19 protein-coding genes are annotated in these 16,537 nt (G+C 52.9%); 14 read left to right on the top strand and 5 right to left on the bottom strand.

Annotated elements, in window-relative coordinates; all coding sequences use genetic code 11:
* Window positions 1–38 precede the first annotated feature (38 nt).
* The 3 genes from ERD84_RS00735 to ERD84_RS00725 form a co-directional block, all read right to left on the bottom strand.
* Window positions 39–365, bottom strand: coding sequence for a branched-chain amino acid transporter permease (locus ERD84_RS00735; RefSeq protein ID WP_130037293.1), 327 nt, complete (start codon window positions 363–365; stop codon window positions 39–41).
* Window positions 365–1,075, bottom strand: a complete 711-nt coding sequence (locus ERD84_RS00730) for an AzlC family ABC transporter permease (RefSeq protein WP_245150585.1) — start codon at window positions 1,073–1,075, stop codon at window positions 365–367. The genes ERD84_RS00735 and ERD84_RS00730 overlap by 1 nt, the downstream gene beginning before the upstream one ends.
* A gap of 126 nt (window positions 1,076–1,201) precedes the next feature.
* A complete protein-coding gene (locus ERD84_RS00725) occupies window positions 1,202–2,083 on the bottom strand; it encodes an isocitrate lyase/PEP mutase family protein (protein WP_130037291.1) in 882 nt (293 codons plus the stop codon).
* 99 nt (window positions 2,084–2,182) lie between these two features.
* Here ERD84_RS00725 and ERD84_RS00720 point away from each other — a divergent pair, with 99 nt between their 5' ends.
* The 5 genes from ERD84_RS00720 to ERD84_RS00700 all read left to right on the top strand — a co-directional run bounded on the left by ERD84_RS00720 (window position 2,183) and on the right by ERD84_RS00700 (window position 6,947).
* Complete coding sequence (locus ERD84_RS00720) at window positions 2,183–2,851, top strand: GntR family transcriptional regulator (protein ID WP_130037289.1); 669 nt, start codon at window positions 2,183–2,185, stop codon at window positions 2,849–2,851.
* 102 nt (window positions 2,852–2,953) lie between these two features.
* The gene (locus ERD84_RS00715) at window positions 2,954–3,961 is read left to right on the top strand and encodes a TRAP transporter substrate-binding protein (RefSeq protein WP_209019801.1); all 1,008 of its coding nucleotides are present in this window, start codon (window positions 2,954–2,956) and stop codon (window positions 3,959–3,961) included.
* Between the two features lie 81 nt (window positions 3,962–4,042).
* On the top strand, window positions 4,043–4,630 hold the full coding sequence (locus ERD84_RS00710) for a TRAP transporter small permease (RefSeq protein WP_130037288.1): 588 nt from the start codon (window positions 4,043–4,045) through the stop codon (window positions 4,628–4,630).
* Window positions 4,627–5,901 carry a TRAP transporter large permease gene (locus ERD84_RS00705; protein WP_130037287.1) on the top strand — a complete coding sequence of 425 codons (1,275 nt, stop codon included), beginning with the start codon at window positions 4,627–4,629 and terminating at the stop codon, window positions 5,899–5,901. Before ERD84_RS00710 ends, ERD84_RS00705 begins: the two co-directional genes overlap by 4 nt.
* Window positions 5,902–5,978: 77 nt before the next feature.
* Entirely contained in the window at window positions 5,979–6,947 is a 969-nt protein-coding gene (locus ERD84_RS00700) for a Bug family tripartite tricarboxylate transporter substrate binding protein (RefSeq protein ID WP_130037286.1), read from the top strand.
* 31 nt (window positions 6,948–6,978) lie between these two features.
* Here the strand turns inward: ERD84_RS00700 and ERD84_RS00695 are convergent, their stop codons facing one another.
* Window positions 6,979–7,581: a TetR/AcrR family transcriptional regulator gene (locus tag ERD84_RS00695; RefSeq protein ID WP_130037285.1), complete on the bottom strand. Its 603-nt coding sequence runs from the start codon at window positions 7,579–7,581 to the stop codon at window positions 6,979–6,981.
* Window positions 7,582–7,652: 71 nt separating this feature from the next.
* On the opposite strand from ERD84_RS00695, the gene ERD84_RS00690 reads away from it, so the two are divergent.
* The 3 genes from ERD84_RS00690 to ERD84_RS00680 all read left to right on the top strand — a co-directional run bounded on the left by ERD84_RS00690 (window position 7,653) and on the right by ERD84_RS00680 (window position 10,312).
* Complete coding sequence (locus ERD84_RS00690; RefSeq protein ID WP_130037284.1) at window positions 7,653–8,480, top strand: class II aldolase/adducin family protein; 828 nt, start codon at window positions 7,653–7,655, stop codon at window positions 8,478–8,480.
* A gap of 282 nt (window positions 8,481–8,762) precedes the next feature.
* The gene (locus ERD84_RS00685) at window positions 8,763–9,098 is read left to right on the top strand and encodes a YegP family protein (RefSeq protein ID WP_130037283.1); all 336 of its coding nucleotides are present in this window, start codon (window positions 8,763–8,765) and stop codon (window positions 9,096–9,098) included.
* Between the two features lie 239 nt (window positions 9,099–9,337).
* A complete protein-coding gene (locus ERD84_RS00680) occupies window positions 9,338–10,312 on the top strand; it encodes a Bug family tripartite tricarboxylate transporter substrate binding protein (protein WP_130037282.1) in 975 nt (324 codons plus the stop codon).
* A 6-nt stretch (window positions 10,313–10,318) separates the two neighbouring features.
* Here the strand turns inward: ERD84_RS00680 and ERD84_RS00675 are convergent, their stop codons facing one another.
* A complete protein-coding gene (locus ERD84_RS00675; RefSeq protein ID WP_245150621.1) occupies window positions 10,319–11,071 on the bottom strand; it encodes an IclR family transcriptional regulator in 753 nt (250 codons plus the stop codon).
* Window positions 11,072–11,290: 219 nt separating this feature from the next.
* Here ERD84_RS00675 and ERD84_RS00670 point away from each other — a divergent pair, with 219 nt between their 5' ends.
* From ERD84_RS00670 to ERD84_RS00645, 6 genes are all read left to right on the top strand, one after another.
* Window positions 11,291–11,488, top strand: coding sequence for a rubredoxin (locus tag ERD84_RS00670; RefSeq protein ID WP_130038843.1), 198 nt, complete (start codon window positions 11,291–11,293; stop codon window positions 11,486–11,488).
* 113 nt (window positions 11,489–11,601) lie between these two features.
* Window positions 11,602–12,900, top strand: a complete 1,299-nt coding sequence (locus ERD84_RS00665; RefSeq protein ID WP_245150584.1) for a Rieske 2Fe-2S domain-containing protein — start codon at window positions 11,602–11,604, stop codon at window positions 12,898–12,900.
* On the top strand, window positions 12,897–13,673 hold the full coding sequence (locus tag ERD84_RS00660; protein ID WP_130037276.1) for an HpcH/HpaI aldolase family protein: 777 nt from the start codon (window positions 12,897–12,899) through the stop codon (window positions 13,671–13,673). The genes ERD84_RS00665 and ERD84_RS00660 overlap by 4 nt, the downstream gene beginning before the upstream one ends.
* Complete coding sequence (locus tag ERD84_RS00655) at window positions 13,670–14,449, top strand: SDR family oxidoreductase (protein WP_130037274.1); 780 nt, start codon at window positions 13,670–13,672, stop codon at window positions 14,447–14,449. Before ERD84_RS00660 ends, ERD84_RS00655 begins: the two co-directional genes overlap by 4 nt.
* A gap of 63 nt (window positions 14,450–14,512) precedes the next feature.
* Window positions 14,513–15,484: a thiamine pyrophosphate-dependent dehydrogenase E1 component subunit alpha gene (locus ERD84_RS00650; protein WP_130037272.1), complete on the top strand. Its 972-nt coding sequence runs from the start codon at window positions 14,513–14,515 to the stop codon at window positions 15,482–15,484.
* Window positions 15,477–16,487 carry an alpha-ketoacid dehydrogenase subunit beta gene (locus ERD84_RS00645; protein WP_130037270.1) on the top strand — a complete coding sequence of 337 codons (1,011 nt, stop codon included), beginning with the start codon at window positions 15,477–15,479 and terminating at the stop codon, window positions 16,485–16,487. Before ERD84_RS00650 ends, ERD84_RS00645 begins: the two co-directional genes overlap by 8 nt.
* Window positions 16,488–16,537: the final 50 nt, after the last annotated feature.

The raw sequence follows: 16,537 nt of genomic DNA, 5'->3' as shown, positions 1-16,537 counted from the left end.
CCATTATTCAGCCCGGCACGATCGGGCTGAATGGCTGACTACCCCAGTACATAATTGCGTATCAACACATAAATCAGGGTGCCGGTCGCAATGCTCAGTAATGGGTTTTTTGTTTTCCATTGCGCAAGCACGGTCAAGGCTACCGCTACACCCTCTGGCCAGGGCGGGGCGGTGTGTTGACCGGATAGCCCAATCACCGAATGCAACACGAGCAGCGTCATGATGGCCAGAGGCAAGAACCGTCCCAGATGCCGAACCAATGGGTTATGTCGCAGCCATTGCGCAGTGAGAAAGGGCAGGCCGCGCAGCGCAAAGGTGACGATAGCCATGGCTGCAAATACCCCCAGAACGTAGCCGGTTTCCATTACACATCCCTCTTGGTGTTTGCCGCCTTGGGCTGGCAATAGATACCGGTGGCAATGCAAAGTGCGATGGCGATCACCAGGGCGTGCGCCGGTACAAGGGCGTACGCCACAGCATAAGAGAGCAATGCCGTCCACAAGGGCAGTGCGCTGGTTTTGATGCGCCACTGCTCGACCGCCAGGACGGCAAATAGGGCGGCCAGGACAAAGTCCAGGCCCGACAAGGGTAGTTGGGCTTGAGCGCCAATGATTGCACCGATTGTCGTCCCCAATACCCACCATCCGTGATTCAGGCCGGCAATGCAGAGTAGCTGTCGGGTAGGGGTGCTGGCCGGCAAAGTGGTTAGTACCGAATACGTTTCATCGGTCAAGGCAAAGACCATGTACCATCGGGGCCATTTTGCTTGCGGGAATTTGCTCAGCAGAGACAGCCCGTAGAACATATGGCGCAGGTTGATGATCAGGGTTGCCAGCGCAATGGTGCTCACAGGCAGGCCGGCAGCCAGCATGGGAATCATCATGTATTGAGCTGCGCCAGCGTACACGACGATACTGGCCAATATGGCCAGCCAGGCGGTAGCGCCGGCCTGTACAAACAGAAATCCAAATACCATGCCCAATGGTATGTATCCCATGGCGACAGGCATGGTGAGTGTCCATACGGAGAACTCCGTGGCTTCTGTTCTTGGTCTTGAAGGGCTAGGGGAGGTCATGCGAAAACTGCGTGTGGTGGGGGCTGCGACTTAAGCCGCAGCAGATAAGACGGTCACGCCATTATGCCCCACTTCCGTTTCTAAGCACGTTGTCGACTTGGTAAAGCAGCCCTGGATTGTCGGGAGTTATTCGTCGGCATGTGCCTTGTCGAAATCCCATACCGCCTGAAAGCCCATCAGTCGACTGAATGCTTCGAACTCGTATAGATGGTCTTTGGTAGCTCCCACGACATCATCTTGCTGCAGTCCTTTGTATACCTGCTCTAGTGCTTGCCCCATAGCCAGAAAACCAGTAGCGGGGTAGATGGCCAGTTTGAAGCCCATTTGCTCGAGCCTGGACTTTGTCAGGACAGGCGTTCGGCCGCCTTCGACGTTGTTGATGAGGATGGGCTTGTCGAATGCGCCTGCAATGCGTTCCATTTCTTCTTCGCTTTCTGGTGACTCCACGAAAAGGATATCTGCACCAGCTTTTTCATAGGCTTCGGCCCTGCGCAGCGCTTCGTCCAGGCCTAGCGTCGTGCGGGCATCGGTACGTGCCACAATCAGGAAGTCATCGTGCTCGCGTGCTTCGCAAGCGACGCTGATCTTGCGCACCATATCATTCATGGCTATTACGCGCCGTCCGGGTGTGTGCCCACATTTCTTGGGAAATTCCTGGTCTTCAAGCTGGATGCCCGCCAGACCGGCAGCTTCGTAGCCACGTACGGTATGCGCTACATTGAGCAGCCCGCCGTAACCTGTATCTCCATCGGCAATAATCGGGGTTTCCGTTCCGTGTGCAAATGCGCTTGCACGATTCAGCATGTCGGTAAAGGTGGCTAGCCCTGCGTCGGGCAGCCCAAGGTATGACGCTACGGTCCCATAGCCTGTCATGTACAGCGCATCGAACCCCATGCGGTCGGCAAGGCGCGCAGAAATCAAATCGAAAATCCCGGGAGCGGTAATAAGCCCGGGCTGGGCCATGCGGGTGGCCAGGCGTTGGCGTTTGGAAGCGGCACTAATCACGATTTTAATCTCCTTGCTGGTTGTTCTTTGGACGCAAACTTAAATTTATTGTATACAATAAAACGGAGATTGCTAAGGCGTTTATCTGGAGAGCGGTTTGTGATGAAAGCGTCAAGACGGCATGGTCACACGGCCGAACTAGCTTATCAATGGATAAAGAGCCGCATTTTGCGCAATGACTGGCCAGATGGTGTCCAGCTAAAAGAAAGCTCCTTGTCGCGCGAGATAGGCGTTAGCCGCACACCCATTCGCGAAGCATTGCGGCGCCTGACTCTTGAGGGACTGGTTGAAACGATTCCGAATCAGGGCAGTCGTCTGCAAAGCTGGAGCGACCATGATCTGGATGAGATTTTCGGCTTGCGTGTCTTGCTGGAGTCACATGGGGCGGGGCTGGCTGCGCAGCGAATTACCGAATCAGAGCAAGAGCGCCTGCATACCTTGTGCTCGGCCATGGAACAAGTGGTGGCCCAGGGGCGGGATGATGTTTCCGCGCGCCAGCAACTGACACAATTGAACGAGGAATTTCATAATCTCGTGGTCGAGGCGGCGCACAGTGAGCGCCTTCGTGCGCTGATTGCGCAAGTTATTTCGCTGCCTTTGATTTATCGCACTTTCAATATCTATGATGACACCGAGATTATGCGGAGCATGGCGCACCATCGTGAATTGGCAGATGCATTTCTTGCGCGTGATTCTGCTTGGGCGGAAAGCGTGATGCGGGCTCACTTGTTGGCGGGGCATCAGGCAACGCGGCGTATGCTGCCGAAATAGGCGTTCACCCTGATTGACGCTCATTTTTATTGTTGTATACAATTCTTGGAAAGAGCCTCTTCTCAGCGCACTTGCAAATAATTCATACCAGGAGACCGCCCCATGTCACAACGTATTGTCAAATCGCTTTGCCTCTCGGCACTTGCATCCTTCATGCTATGCGGTGCTATGTCTGCGCATGCAGAACGTACGCTGAAGGTCAGTCTTCAAGTGAATACCAAGCACCCTGTCGGGGCCAATGTCGTCTATTTCAAAGAGCAAGTAGAAAAGATCTCCGACAAGCAGATCAAGGTTGAAATCTATGATTCAGCTCAACTGTATAAGGGCAGCGAGGTTCCACAAGCAGTGGCGGCGGGCGCCATCGATATGGGGCTGGTGCTGATTGACGAGTATGCGGGCACTTTGCCGGCAACAGGCCTGTTTTCCGTCGCATTTCTGTTCCCCAACTACGAAGTCCTCGCCAAAGCCGCGTCGGCTGACAGCCCCGTCCGCAAAGAGATCGACGAAATGATCCGCAAAACGGGTACGCGTGTGCTGTGGTGGCAAGATTACGGTCCTGTCCAACTGCTTTCCAAGGATGGTCCGCTCAAGTCGCCCGACGACATGAAGGGTAAAAAGGTACGTGTTCTGGGTAAGCCATCGGGTGATTTCATCACCGCAGTAGGAGGGATCCCCGTAAAAATCGGTGGGTCCGAGCAGTTCATTGCTTATCAGCGTGGCACAGTCGATATCGGCATGACCGGCACCACAGCCATCCAGTCGCGCAAACTCTTCGAGGTCATGGACTACGTCACTATCACCAACCATGCCCAAACCGAGTTCCTGATCGTTATGAACGACAAGCTGTGGGACTCGCTTTCTGACCAAGAAAAGCAGTGGGTAAGCACGGCGGCACGCAGCGCCGAAGAAGCTATTCGGGCCGATACCAAGAGCGATAACCTCAAGTCCGAAGAGTTCATCAAGTCAAAAACTTCGATGAAAGTCGTGCACCTGTCCCCCGAGCAGGTTCAGGCTTGGCAGACAGCGGCTGCGCCGGCTGTTGACGCTTATATCAAAGAGGCCGGCGACGTCGGCAAGCGCCTGGTCGAGGAAGTCCGGAAGCTTTATTGATGTAATGGCCAAAGACGGGGAGATGTTCTGTTCCCCGTCCTGGCCTCCAGATGCTTCTTGCAACAGCAATAGGTGGTTTCCATGTCCAGTGTTCAGTCCGTAGAGCGCAGCAAAGTCTTGCGCGCGGTCGACAGCATATCGGGTTTGTGCGGCAGTGTTGGTGTCTACATGATCATCTTCATCACTGCCGTACTGACTTACGAAGCTGTCGCACGTTACTTTTTTCATGCGCCCACACAATGGACCCAAGACATTTCCGTGACGCTGCAGATATGGTTCACCTATCTGGGCATGGCCCTGGTGCTTAGGGACGGCAAGATGATCCGTATTACGGCCGTCCTGGGCGTCGCTCCGACCTGGATGCGTTATGCGTGCGAAGCGCTGGCGCTTGTGATCATTCTACTTTTTTCACTGATGGCCACAATAAAAGGCTGGGACGTTGTTTCGGACTCCATTCGCCTTGGCCGTCGCCAACCCACCATGCTGGCTCTGCCCAACTGGATAGCAGAGCTGCCGGTGGTGTTGGGCTTCGCGCTGTTGGCTGTGCAGTCTGGCGCTGAACTGATCCGATTGCCTTTCCGAGGGCCTCCGACCTTTGCTCCAGAAAGTGAGCTCGAGGCCGATGACGCTGACCTCGGAGTGCTTAATCAGCAGGGGAATCGTTCGTGACATTACTTTATATTGCTCTTGCTCTGCTGACCCTGCTTTTTCTAGGCGTACCTGTTGCTTTCTCGCTGGCGGGCCTCGGTGCAGGTCTGCTCATTATCAAAGGGCTGCCGCTGGCGATGGTGGCACAGAACCTTCATGGTGCACTGGATAATTTTGTACTGTTGTCCGTTCCACTTTTCCTGTTGATGTCCAACCTGTTGCTCAAGGGTGGCGTGGGTAAGGATTTGTTCGACGCTGTGCAGAAATGGGTGGGGCATTTGCCCGGCGGCCTGGGACTGTCTGCATTGGTTTCTTGCGGAATCTTCTCTGCGATTTCGGGCAGCTCGGTCGCGACAGCTGCAACGGTTGGTACTGTAGCCATCCCCGAGATGGTCAAGCGAGGGTATGACAAAAGCTTTACGCTAGGTCTGCTTGCCGCAGGGGGAACGCTGGGCATCTTGATCCCGCCCTCCATCCCCTTGATCGTATACGGAGTGATTACAGAAGAAAGCATCGGCAAGCTATTCATGGCTGGTGTTGGCCCAGGCATTCTGCTTCTGGCTCTATTTAGTATCTACACAGTGGCATATGCCTGGGCCACAGGGCTGCATCAGCGGCAAGAGGCATGCTCCAGCCGTGAGCGCATGACGGCCACGCTGCGCGCAGCGCCTACGATTGTCCTGGCTGTCCTGATCATAGGCGGGATTTATGCGGGCGCATTTACTCCCACCGAGGCGTCGGCTGTGGGGGCGTTTGCATCGTTCCTGCTCACGGCGTTTGTACTGCGCACACTAACACTGAAAAGTTTTCTGGCAGCAGTCAACCAGACCCTGAAAACCACCATTGTGTTGTTTCTTATCGTCATCGGTGCAAAGATCTTTGGCAAGGCCATCACGTTGTATCAGGTGCCCGCCATGTTGTCTGAACTGGTAGACGTACATATTTCGTCGGTAGACGGGTTCCTGCTGCTGGTGACGGTCATCTTGCTGGTCATCGGTTTGTTTCTGGAAAGCCTGTCGATGCTGCTGATCATGGTACCTGTGCTCTTTCCTACGGTACTGGGCCTGGGTATCGACCCGATCTGGTTTGGCATCTACTTTGTCATCTTGATCGAGCTCGCTTTGATCACCCCTCCGGTAGGCCTGAATTTGTTTGTGATTCAAGCCATTGCGGGCACTCCTTTGGGGGTTGTGGCGCGCGGAGTTGTACCTTTTATCTTCATTATGCTGGCCAGTGTTGTGATCGTGTACTTCTTCCCACAGCTAGTAACGTGGTTGCCTAATAATCTTTGATCGGGAGCGCCTGGGGTGCAAGCGCAGTACAATTTTCGTCCTCTTGATGTATCCAACATATCTTAAGGATAAGATCCATGCGCTCCAGAATAATTCATCGCGCGCTGCTTACCGCTGTGCTGGCAGTCGTCTCAGCCACCGCTTTTGCAGCCGACTGGCCTCAAAAATCCGTGCGGGTCATCGTCGTTTATCCTCCTGGCGGTGTCAGCGACAGTGTTACACGTGCCATTTCAGACAAACTGAGCGAGCGCCTGGGCGAGTCGTTCGTGGTCGAGAACAAGGGTGGTGCAGGCGGAACGGTAGGCATGAACGAAGTGGCCCGAGCACCGGCCGACGGATACACCATAGGGTTTTCATCCGTCAGCCCATTGGTATTGTCGCCTGCGATTCGCGAGGTACCCTACGATCCACAGAAAGATATTGCACCGATCGGTAGTGTCATGGTGTCCCCGGTCATCTTGTTGGGCACCAAAGCATTCAGTGGCAAAAGTATCGCAGACGTGATTTCGCAGTCGCAGGCCGAGCCTGGAGCGTTGCGCTGGTCGACGTCGGGGCAGGGCTCTTTAGGGCATTTGATGCTGGAGCAGTTGCAGCAGGTTGGCAAGATAGAGGTTACGCATATTCCTTACAAGGGGGCGGGCCAGCAACTGACCGATGCCTTGGGCGGTCAGTTTGAGCTGATCTCCACCAATATGAGCCCCGCCATTAAATCCAACCTGGCCAATGGCACGTTTGTGCCCCTGGCCATTGCGGCACCCGCGCGCGTAGAGTCATTACCCGATGTGCCTACCTTCAGTGAGCTGGGCTACGCCGAAGCGAACAAGATGTCGGTATTCGGCTTTTTTGCCCCAGGCAAAACGCCAGAGGCCATCGTGGCAAAGCTCAATAAAGAGATCAACCAGGTAGTGGCCACACCCGAAATTCAGAAATTGCTGATAGACAGCAATAATATTCCTGCCACCAGTACGCCACAGGAATTTGCTGACAATATCGAGCAAGAGCTGGCATCGAACCGGGCGTTGGTCGAGAAAGTAGGGCTGAAATAACGCTGCCGGAACGGTGTTGTATGCGCACCAGCTAAGCTTTATTGCTCAAGATCCCTGTCATTGCCAAACTTAAATACTCTTTGACAAATTTGTCAGACAGCGGCTGATGCCCAACCATCAGCCGGTAGTATAGCGGTGCGTAAATTACATCCAGAACTGTGTGCGGATCGGCCTTCTTGATAAGGCCTTTTGCGATGGCTGCGTTCACGATGTTGATGCCGTCCTCACGACGGGCATTGATATAGCCGGCTCGAAATTCCTCGGCAAAGACGGGGTCGGACAATCCCTCTGCAATCAGCGCAGCCATCATTTTGCCTATGGGGCCCAGGAACTCCCTCCCCATGCTCGACAGTCTCTTTACGACATCGTCTTCAGAAAAGTCATCAGGATAGGGGATCGAGTTTCGCGATGCCTTTAAAAAAGCTGACATGATGATTGCAGCGCGATTGGGCCACCACCTATATATCGTTGCCTTGCTGACTTTGGACTCTTGGGCAATAGCTTCTATTGTCGTTAAATGCAGCCCTTTTTCTGATAGCAGTCGATAAGTTGCATTCAAAACCGCATCTTCTGCTTCTTTGCTGCGAGGGCGTCCTCTGGGATTTTTGGTGATTATGGGCGTAGAAGTAGGCATGAGTTTTTCTTGACTTGCATCAATTAATTTATATACTGTACGTATCGTATCTAAATTACAGTGAGGAAGCAATGTCAGTTGAGCATACACGGCTTTCACCAGTTGCCGAAGAGGCCGCCTCAAATAATGGCTTTGAGCTGGCGTCCCGGAGTAAGCCTGATGTCGTGGGAATCACACCAGAAGAAAAGGCCGTACGTGTCGACCTGGCGGCAGCTTATCGGCTGTGCGCTTTGCATGGATGGGATGATCTGATCTATACGCATATTTCTGCGAAAGTGCCTGGGCCCGAACACCATTTTCTAGTCAATCCGCTGGGGCTTGGGTTTGATGAGATTACCGCCTCTTCATTGGTAAAGATCGACCTGGACGGAAATATCATTGGCGAGAGCAAGTATCGCCCGAATGCGGCAGGATTCGTGATTCACGGGGGCATACATCAGGTAAGGGAAGATGCCGTAAGCATCATGCATTTGCATACCGAGCATGGCATGGCCTTGTCGATATTGGAAGAGGGGCTGCTGCCTCTAACCCAGCATGCCATGCGATTCTATGAGCGCATCGGCTACCACGATTATGAAGGTATCGCGCTATCCAACGATGAGCGCAAGCGCCTGATAAACGCTTTGGGCAGCCATAACGCCCTTGTGCTGCGTAATCACGGCACGCTTACGGTGGGTAAGTCGGTAGGTGCTGCCTTTGTGGAAATGTTTTATCTGGAAAAGGCGGCCAGGGCGCAATTACTGGCCACCGCAGGCAACCGTCCGATCAGGATACCCGATCAGAAGATATGTGCATTGACCGCACAACAATGGCAGGACGATTTTTCCAGTACGCACAACAGGGAGTGGCCGGCATTGCTGCGCAAGCTGACACGTTTAGCGCCGGGTTATGACGTATGACGCATAGGCCACTCAATTGCGTCGCACCGGGTCTTACAGCAACCTCCGTGATCAGCAATCGAGTCATCGATACCAGCCGTATTCCCGTCGATTGCGGCTGGCTTGCAGGTTCCTCGTGGACCACATTTCAACCTCTTCCCTGGTCAGTGAAGTCCCGCTACGTCCCAGCGTTTACAAAGCCTATCATTTCCCATATCACAGCCTGTCATCAAAATCTGATACTCTTGCCTAGCCCTTGCCTGATCTCGGGTACTAATTCTTCTGCACAAAAGGAGCGTTTTCATGGCCGGAAAATTCGAAATTTATAAAGACAAAGCTGGTGAGTTCCGTTTCAGGCTGAATGCCAGCAATGGGCAGTCCATTCTTTCCAGCGAAGGTTATAAGACCAAGGCGTCGTGTTTGAACGGGGTTGAGTCAGTCAAGAAAAACGCAACGAACGATGCTATGTTCGAGAGCAAGCAGTCTCAGTCTGGCAAGTACATGTTCAATCTGAAAGCCACGAATGGCCAGGTCATCGGCACCAGTCAGCTCTACGAGGCCGAGGCATCACGCAACAACGGCATACTGTCAGTAAAAAATCATGCGCCAGGCGCATTGATTGATGAGACGCTGGCTTAAGAGGGTTTAAGTAACTTTTGCAATCTTTCAGGGCTGCGGCTAGCGGCCGGCAATTTTTCAGGTGCTCAATCACAAAATTGAGCACCTGAATGCTTTGAGGGTCTACGGTATCTGCGATACCTGTGCTTGGTTTGTTCTCATAGATTGAATAGTGTTCAAAATATTCAAATAAAAATTGACTCAATTTTTTTATTGTCTAGATTGTCTATTCCGACAACAAAACACAGAGACGAACTTTTATGAATTCACTCCTCAAGGCTTTGCTTGTATGCAGCCTGGTACTTCCTGGTGTCTCATTGGCCCAGGACACCGCGAAATATACCGATAAACCTCTCCGGTTTATCGTTCCTTATCCACCTGGTGGTCTTGGGGACACATTTTCCCGTTTATTGGCGGATGGTCTCCAAAAGAAGCGCAATCAGCCTGTTATCGTGGAGAACAAGCCTGGGGCCAGTCAAATTATCGGCATGGAAAACATGCTTAGAGCCCCTGCCGATGGATACACGGTCTTTCTGGGGTCAATGACAAGTCTTGCGACCAACCTGGGGTCTTTTAAAAAACTATCTTATGATCCCGTAACAGACGTAGCTCCCATCACAACCTTGTTTTCGACGCCGTTGTTTCTGGCTGTCAGTTCAGATGTTCCAGTGAAAAATGTGAAGGAACTTGTCGATTTCGCCAAGTCGAAGTCGGGTGAATTGTCTTATGCCTCGCTCGGAATGGGCAGTAGCCTACATCTGGCCGGAGAGTTGTTTGCGCAAGAAGGCGGAATCGATTTGCTCCACGTGCCTTACAAGGGAAGCGTGCCAGCCTTGACCGATGTGATGAGCGGTGTAGTAACGATGATTTTTGATGGCGGCTCGACGGTAATACCGCAGGCCCAGGCAGGAAAACTTCGCATTCTGGCGGTCACGGGTGATCAGCGTTCCGACTCTTTGAAAGACGTGCCAAGTATGGACGAAGTGGGCTTCTCCAGTGTCGATATTCGTGTTTGGTGGGGCTTGATTGCTCGTGCTGGTACCCCGGCTAACGCCATTGACCAACTATCGAAGGATGTTAATTCAATTATCTCCAGCCCTGATTTCGTAGCTTCGCTGAGCAGCACCGGGATAGCGATAAAAGGCAGCACCCCGGAAGAATTCTCTGCGTTGATCAAGAAAGAGGCAGGGCGTTGGCCTGGTTTTATGAAACAAGTGGGTGTGGTGCCGCAATAATAAGTGTTATGCCGTATTGGTCAGCGCAAAGTTATCCAGGTTTTTTACCAAGGCTGCGAGTTTGGGCCCGATGTCGTTCTCAAGCCTGTCATTTTTTGCTTGGTAGGCGTGGATCACACAGTTGAAAACGATGAGCTGGCCATTGCTTAAATACCCCAGCGGCACTCCTACACTATAAACATCAGGGCGGATATCGCCCTGGGCAATGCAAAATCCGAACTTTTCATAGTCGTCAAAGCTTTGCATCACCTTGTCTTTGTGTTTGCTCCATTGTTCTGGCTGCTTGACCTGCAGCTCATTGAGCAATTGCGTACGTGCCGTTGGGTTGCAGCCGCATAAGTATGCGCGCCCAATGGCACTTCCCGCCAAAGAAATCGATAGCCCTATATCCGACATCTGCGAGTTGAAGATGGATCGGTGTCGACTGGTTTCGATATACGTGATGTTCAAGCGGTCTCGAATACCCATTGACACTGAACCTTGTGCGTACTCGGCCAACTCGCTCATAAGCGGCCTGGCGATCTGCCGAAGCGCGATATTGGCTAGCAGCGGGTAGCCAATGGACAGAACCGCTGACCCCAGCTGGAACTTTCCAGAGTTCTTGTCGGTAGTCATGTATCCCAGCCGTGACAAGGTATAGGTAAACCGGGAAATGGTCGATTTTGAAAGACCCATGAGCTCCGACAGCTCCTTGTTGCCAAGGATGGGTTTTTCAGGTGTGAAACAGCTAAGTAGCTCTAGCCCTTTCGCCAGTGTCATGGCGAACTGTGGGTCCCCGTCGTATTCGGCCAGTGATCGAATGGGAGTGTGACCAGAAGAGCTTGCCATTGTGTTGATGTATTGAACGATGTTCTAAATAATGAAACGTTGATAGAGGCATGTATTGAATGTAGGTAGATTAGCACAATCGCCTACTAGCCTAATGCAAGGAGCCGTGGCATGGAAATGACAAGTTTTTCTACGAATGAGCAAACTCTGATGGCTGGTGGGCAGCCATCGGAAGGCGAGCCGTATGCAGCGTGGATTTGCATTCTGTGTGGCTGGGTTTATGACGAAAGTGCTGGAGACCCGGCTAATGGGGTTGCGCCAGGCACACGCTGGGCCGACGTGCCGGATGATTGGACCTGTCCGGACTGCGGCGTGGGCAAGGACGAATTCGAGATGGTGGAAATCTGAAAACTGGCACGGCCTATATGTGCTTGCCGAAAGCGTAATTCATAAGGAAAAACAGCGAGATGTTGACGAAAGAAGATAACGAATTATTGACTAGTGCGGGTCCGGACACGCCAATGGGACAACTTCTAAGACGATTCTGGATGCCGATCCTGCTATCGGAAGAGCTGCCAGAGCCTGGATGTCCCCAGAAAAAAGTGAAGATCCTGGGTGAGGACTTGCTCGCGTTCCGGGATTCCGATGGGCGTCTTGGGCTGGTTCATCCGGTGTGCCCTCACCGGGGAGCCAATTTGTATTACGGCCGTAACGAAGAAGGGGGACTGCGTTGTGTGTTTCATGGCTGGAAATTCGACGTAGAAGGCAATTGCGTCGACATGCCAACAGCCCCCTGTAATTCTCCATACAAAGACCGTATGAAGATCACGGCATATCCGGTCAAAGAGGCTGGCAATATTATCTGGGCTTATCTTGGACCAGCCGAGCATATGCCCGACTTGCACAGCATGGAGTTTCTGCTGGTTCCTGAGTCCCATCGTTATGTGTCCAAAAAATGGCAGGATTGCAATTGGGTACAGTGTCTCGAGGGTGCCATAGACACGGCTCATTTTTCGTTTTTGCATATGGTGATCGCATCGGACGAAAAGAAAGCACTGGACCTAATGCAGCACGCAGCCATTGGGTCGCAAAGCGTCAAGAATGATCGGATTCGTTGGGTCAAAGAAGATCCGATGCCCAAGTTCGAGATCAACGAGTTTCCGGCAGGGCTAACAATCGGTGGAGCAAGGCAGGCCGATAACGATGAACTCTACTGGCGTATTGCTCAGTTTTTGATGCCCAACCACGCTTTGGTGCCCAGCGCTTTTCCTGGCGAAAACTATCATGGCCAGACGTGGGCGCCTGCTAGTGATACCTCGTGCTGGATCTATAACTACACATGGAATCCTGATCGCCCTCTTACCGAAGAGGAGCGCGAAGCATGCCGCAAAGGCATGACGGTACATGCCGAAGTGGACGAAAATTATTATCCGATACGTGGCCCACATAACGATTATCTGCTTGATCGTGAAGAGCAAAAGCACAGCAGCTTTACTGGTATCAAAGGGGTATCGGAGCAGGATGCTGCCGTACAAAACAGCCAGGGTCCCATCGTTGACCGTAGCAAGGAGAATCTCGGTGCGACCGATATTGGTCTTGTGAAATTCCGTCAATACATGCTTAAGCGCGCTAAAGCTCTGGCTCAAGAAGGTCAAGAGCCGGCAGAGGCACGGAATGCTGACAAGTATGCGGTGAGGTCGGGAGGCTGGGTTGCGAGCGCAGAGAAGAAACTGAGCGTGGTCATGCAGGAGCGGTTTGGTCATCCAGTGGGGTATGCGGGGACGGAACACGGGCTGGCGAGCTGGGAAGGTAACAAGTGAAGCAGGATTTCTTACGCCAGAAACTAACTCCCGCGCAGCGCCTGTATGGTCTCTTTTGTTGCTCATACAGTGTTCAGGCGGCCGAAGCTATTTCGCAAAGTGGCTACGATTTTTTGATCTTCGATGGTGAGCATTGCCCCAACACCATGCCGGGCCTGCATGCGCAGTTGTTGGCATTGGCACCAACGACAACAGCCAGTATTGTGCGTGTGAGCGAACTGAACCAAGGCCTCTTTAAACAGTATCTGGACTTGGGTGTACATGCACTAATGGTTCCCAACGTCCAGAGCGCACAAGAAGCCGAGCTGGCTGTCCAGTTCATGAAATATCCCCCTCTGGGCAGACGCGGTGTGGCTGGAAGTGTACGTGGCAGCGCATATGGACGCCGGAAGCTTTCACTGGAGCAGGCCAACGCTCAAGTGGCACTCATTGTGCAGGCTGAGAGTGTCGAGGCGATACAGAACATTCAGGAGATCACGGATGTTGATGGTGTCGATGCCGTCTTTTTTGGCCCTAATGATTTGGCGGCGGATATGGGCTACTTCGGAATGCCGGCACAAGCCGAGGTCCGGGAAACCATTGCCGCAGCTATTCAGCAAGTTCGGGCAGCCGGTAAAGTTGCCGGGGTTCTGGCAGGTGAAAAAGACTGTGCGTTTTATCTGGATGCCGGGGCGACGGTCGTTGCTCTGGCATCGGAAATCGGTATATTGGTTGCGGGTGCCGATGCTCTGATTGAACGGGTGCGTACACAATATGAAACGGAGCAGCGATGACTTCCTCCGTTGCCAGGAATGCGCTGGTACTGGCTTCTAGCAGAGGCCTGGGCTGGGCATGTGCCAAATCTATTGCTCAGGATAAGCATACCGTCTGTCTGAATGGTCGTGATAAAGAGAGGCTAGACAGTGCCGTGCGCGACATGGTTGCAGAGGTTCCGGAGGCAGCCGTAACTTCGTGTGTTGCCGACATTCATTCACAAGATGAGCGCAGGAAGCTGCTGAGCACCATGCCGACAGTAGATGTGTTGGTATTGAATGTAGGTGGCCCCACTGCTAAAGACAGCGCACGCTATTCTCCGGACGAGTGGCAGGCTGAATTCGAGACTGTTTTTTTGCCATTGGCCGATATGCTTGATCAAGCTTTGCCTGCCATGCAGGCTCGAGGATGGGGACGTGTCGTAGCGATCTCATCCAGTGCGATCAAGCAGCCCATCCCCAATCTTCTGGGCTCGGGGGTCTTTCGGACAGGCTTGACCAGTTTGCTGGCAAGTCGGGCGCGCGAAGCGGCTAAGTATGGCGTCACCATTAACTCTATTTTGCCAGGTCGCATCTATACGGATCGCCAAAAGAACGCGCTCGCTCGCGAGGCGCAGAAAAATGGAGTTTCTGTTGATTCGCAGCTAAAGGCCGTAGAGGAAACCATACCCATGAGGCGCTTAGGCACTCCAGCCGAAATCGGGGATGTATGCGCCTTCTTGTGCAGCGAGAAGGCCGCATACATCACGGGCCAAAGTTTGCTGGTGGATGGTGGGGCTTATCGGGGCTTGTTCTAGCCGTTTATCAGCACCACCGATCAGGCATTGAAGCGTGACCAGATTATTTTTTTAGAGGTAGCCATGAGTACTAATTTTTCATTAGATGACCGTGGGCCAGAGCTTACTGGCCTTGCAATGATGTACCAGATCCGATTTCTGGAAGAAAAAATCACTGAGCTGCGTAAACAGCAGACTATTCAAGGTTCCGTCCATCTTTGCATTGGGCAAGAGGCAATTTATACCGGGTCGCTACAAGCCTTGAACGAAGGTGATCAGGTGTTTTCAACATATCGAGGCCATGGCTGGGCTCTGGCTTGCGGGGTGCCGGCAAGCTCCATCCTGGCCGAGCTACTAGGCAGGGAAACCGGTGTCAATAAGGGTCGGGGCGGCTCTGCCTACTTTAGCGCGGCAGATTGGGGTTTCTATGGTGAAAACTCTATCGTCGGTGCCGGCGCGCCCATTGCCTGTGGCGCAGCTTTAAGCAACAAGCTTAAGCGCAACGGAGCGTTGGCCTTGACCGCGTTCGGCGATGGTGCCATGAACCAGGGGGCCATTCACGAGGCCATGAATTTTGCATCATATTTGGAGCTTCCCGTGCTGTTCATCTGCGAGAACAATACCTATTCGGAGTTGACGCCGATTGCCGATATGACGAAAGACTCTGATCTTTACAAGCGCGCTCAAGCCTACGGCATGAGAGGTGTGCGGATTGACGGAAATGACCTCGAGGCCGTGCGTTCTTGCGTACAAGAGCAGGCTAGCACCGTCCGTGCAGGGAAGGGGCCGGTGTTGATTGAAATGATGACTCAGCGGCTGGTGGGGCATTATTACGGCGATATGCAGAGCTATCGGCCCAAAGGTGAGCTGACCGAAGCAAAGAGGCACGAGCCTATCGTCAGAATGCGGCAACGACTGCAGAACAATGGCGTACAGCAAATCGAACTGGATGAAATTGAGGCGAATGCGCGTGCGCAGATTGAGCAGGCCAGTCAAGAGGCTTTAGCCGCACCCATGGCCGACACGAATACTGTTTTGGAGCATTTGTATGCATAACGACCTAAAAAGTGCTGTTGTTGAGTTGAGTTACGGAAAGGCGGCGAATGCGGCTTTAAAGCGTGCTTTGAGCGAGTTTCCCGACTCGATCCTGTTCGGCGAGGATGTCGCCTTGCCGGGTGGTGTATTTGGTATTACAAAAGGCCTGCAAGCTGACTTCGGCTCCGAGCGAGTTTTTGATACCCCGATCAGTGAGACTGCAATGCTGGGCACAGCCGTCGGAGCCGCGATGACGGGCATTCGACCAATTGTTGAAATCATGTGGGTTGATTTCAGCTTGGTTGCAATGGATCAGATCGTGAATCAGGCTGCCAATATTCGATACGTTTCAGCGGGCCGCCTCAGTGCACCCCTGACCATCAGGACACAGCAGGGGGCATTGCCCGGATCATGTGCTCAGCACTCACAGAATCTGGAAGCGCTGTATGCGCATATTCCGGGTTTGCGCGTGGGTGTACCTGCAACGGCACAAGATGCATACTCGATGCTATTGGCTGCAGTGAAAAGCGATGACCCAGCGTTGATCATAGAAAACCGTGGTTTGTACTATGGTGCGGCACAGAATGTCGAAATCGATGGTGAGATCGAAAGAACTGAAGGTGCCAGTATTGCTCGGGCAGGTAATGATGTAACTGTTGTGGTGTGGGGGGCTATGCTTTTTCGAGTCCTCGAGGCTGCAGAGGAACTGGCTTCGAAGCACGGTATTTCAGTTGAGGTTATTAATGCACGGTGGATTGCTCCCTTTGACTGGAGCACACTCGATCACAGTGTGCGCAAGACACGGCACTTGTTGATTGTGCATGAAGCGAATCAGACCGGGGGCTTTGGTGCAGAGATAGCCGCGCAAGTTCAAGAAAAGCATTTCCGTACGCTGAGTGCCCCCGTTCAACGTCTGGGCACGCCTGACGTCCGCATGCCCGCCGCCGCACATTTGCAGGAAGCGCTCATTCCTGATGTAAAAAAGATCTGTGATGCTGTCTTAATGTTGAATCGACCGGAGTAAGCCGGCATGGGGTGGATGCGGTGATTCCATCCTTGATGGTCTATCATTCT

The sequence above is a fragment of the Pollutimonas harenae genome, assembly GCF_004153685.1.
Taxonomy (GTDB): Bacteria; Pseudomonadota; Gammaproteobacteria; order Burkholderiales; family Burkholderiaceae_B; genus Pusillimonas_C; species Pusillimonas_C harenae.
This window is presented reverse-complemented; position numbering and strand designations above follow the sequence as displayed.

Bases quoted from the DNA above. Each gene is read 5' to 3' on its own strand.
- ERD84_RS00690 (WP_130037284.1), top strand. From the start codon at position 7,653: ATGTCAGTTGAGCATACACGGCTTTCACCAGTTGCCGAAGAGGCCGCC.
- ERD84_RS00730 (WP_245150585.1), bottom strand. From the start codon at position 1,075: ATGACCTCCCCTAGCCCTTCAAGACCAAGAACAGAAGCCACGGAGTTC.
- ERD84_RS00680 (WP_130037282.1), top strand. From the start codon at position 9,338: ATGAATTCACTCCTCAAGGCTTTGCTTGTATGCAGCCTGGTACTTCCT.
- ERD84_RS00720 (WP_130037289.1), top strand. From the start codon at position 2,183: ATGAAAGCGTCAAGACGGCATGGTCACACGGCCGAACTAGCTTATCAA.
- ERD84_RS00700 (WP_130037286.1), top strand. From the start codon at position 5,979: ATGCGCTCCAGAATAATTCATCGCGCGCTGCTTACCGCTGTGCTGGCA.
- ERD84_RS00650 (WP_130037272.1), top strand. From the start codon at position 14,513: ATGAGTACTAATTTTTCATTAGATGACCGTGGGCCAGAGCTTACTGGC.
- ERD84_RS00655 (WP_130037274.1), top strand. From the start codon at position 13,670: ATGACTTCCTCCGTTGCCAGGAATGCGCTGGTACTGGCTTCTAGCAGA.
- ERD84_RS00665 (WP_245150584.1), top strand. From the start codon at position 11,602: ATGGGACAACTTCTAAGACGATTCTGGATGCCGATCCTGCTATCGGAA.
- ERD84_RS00675 (WP_245150621.1), bottom strand. From the start codon at position 11,071: ATGACACTGGCGAAAGGGCTAGAGCTACTTAGCTGTTTCACACCTGAA.
- ERD84_RS00735 (WP_130037293.1), bottom strand. From the start codon at position 365: ATGGAAACCGGCTACGTTCTGGGGGTATTTGCAGCCATGGCTATCGTC.
- ERD84_RS00645 (WP_130037270.1), top strand. From the start codon at position 15,477: ATGCATAACGACCTAAAAAGTGCTGTTGTTGAGTTGAGTTACGGAAAG.
- ERD84_RS00670 (WP_130038843.1), top strand. From the start codon at position 11,291: ATGGCTGGTGGGCAGCCATCGGAAGGCGAGCCGTATGCAGCGTGGATT.
- ERD84_RS00715 (WP_209019801.1), top strand. From the start codon at position 2,954: ATGTCACAACGTATTGTCAAATCGCTTTGCCTCTCGGCACTTGCATCC.
- ERD84_RS00710 (WP_130037288.1), top strand. From the start codon at position 4,043: ATGTCCAGTGTTCAGTCCGTAGAGCGCAGCAAAGTCTTGCGCGCGGTC.
- ERD84_RS00685 (WP_130037283.1), top strand. From the start codon at position 8,763: ATGGCCGGAAAATTCGAAATTTATAAAGACAAAGCTGGTGAGTTCCGT.
- ERD84_RS00695 (WP_130037285.1), bottom strand. From the start codon at position 7,581: ATGCCTACTTCTACGCCCATAATCACCAAAAATCCCAGAGGACGCCCT.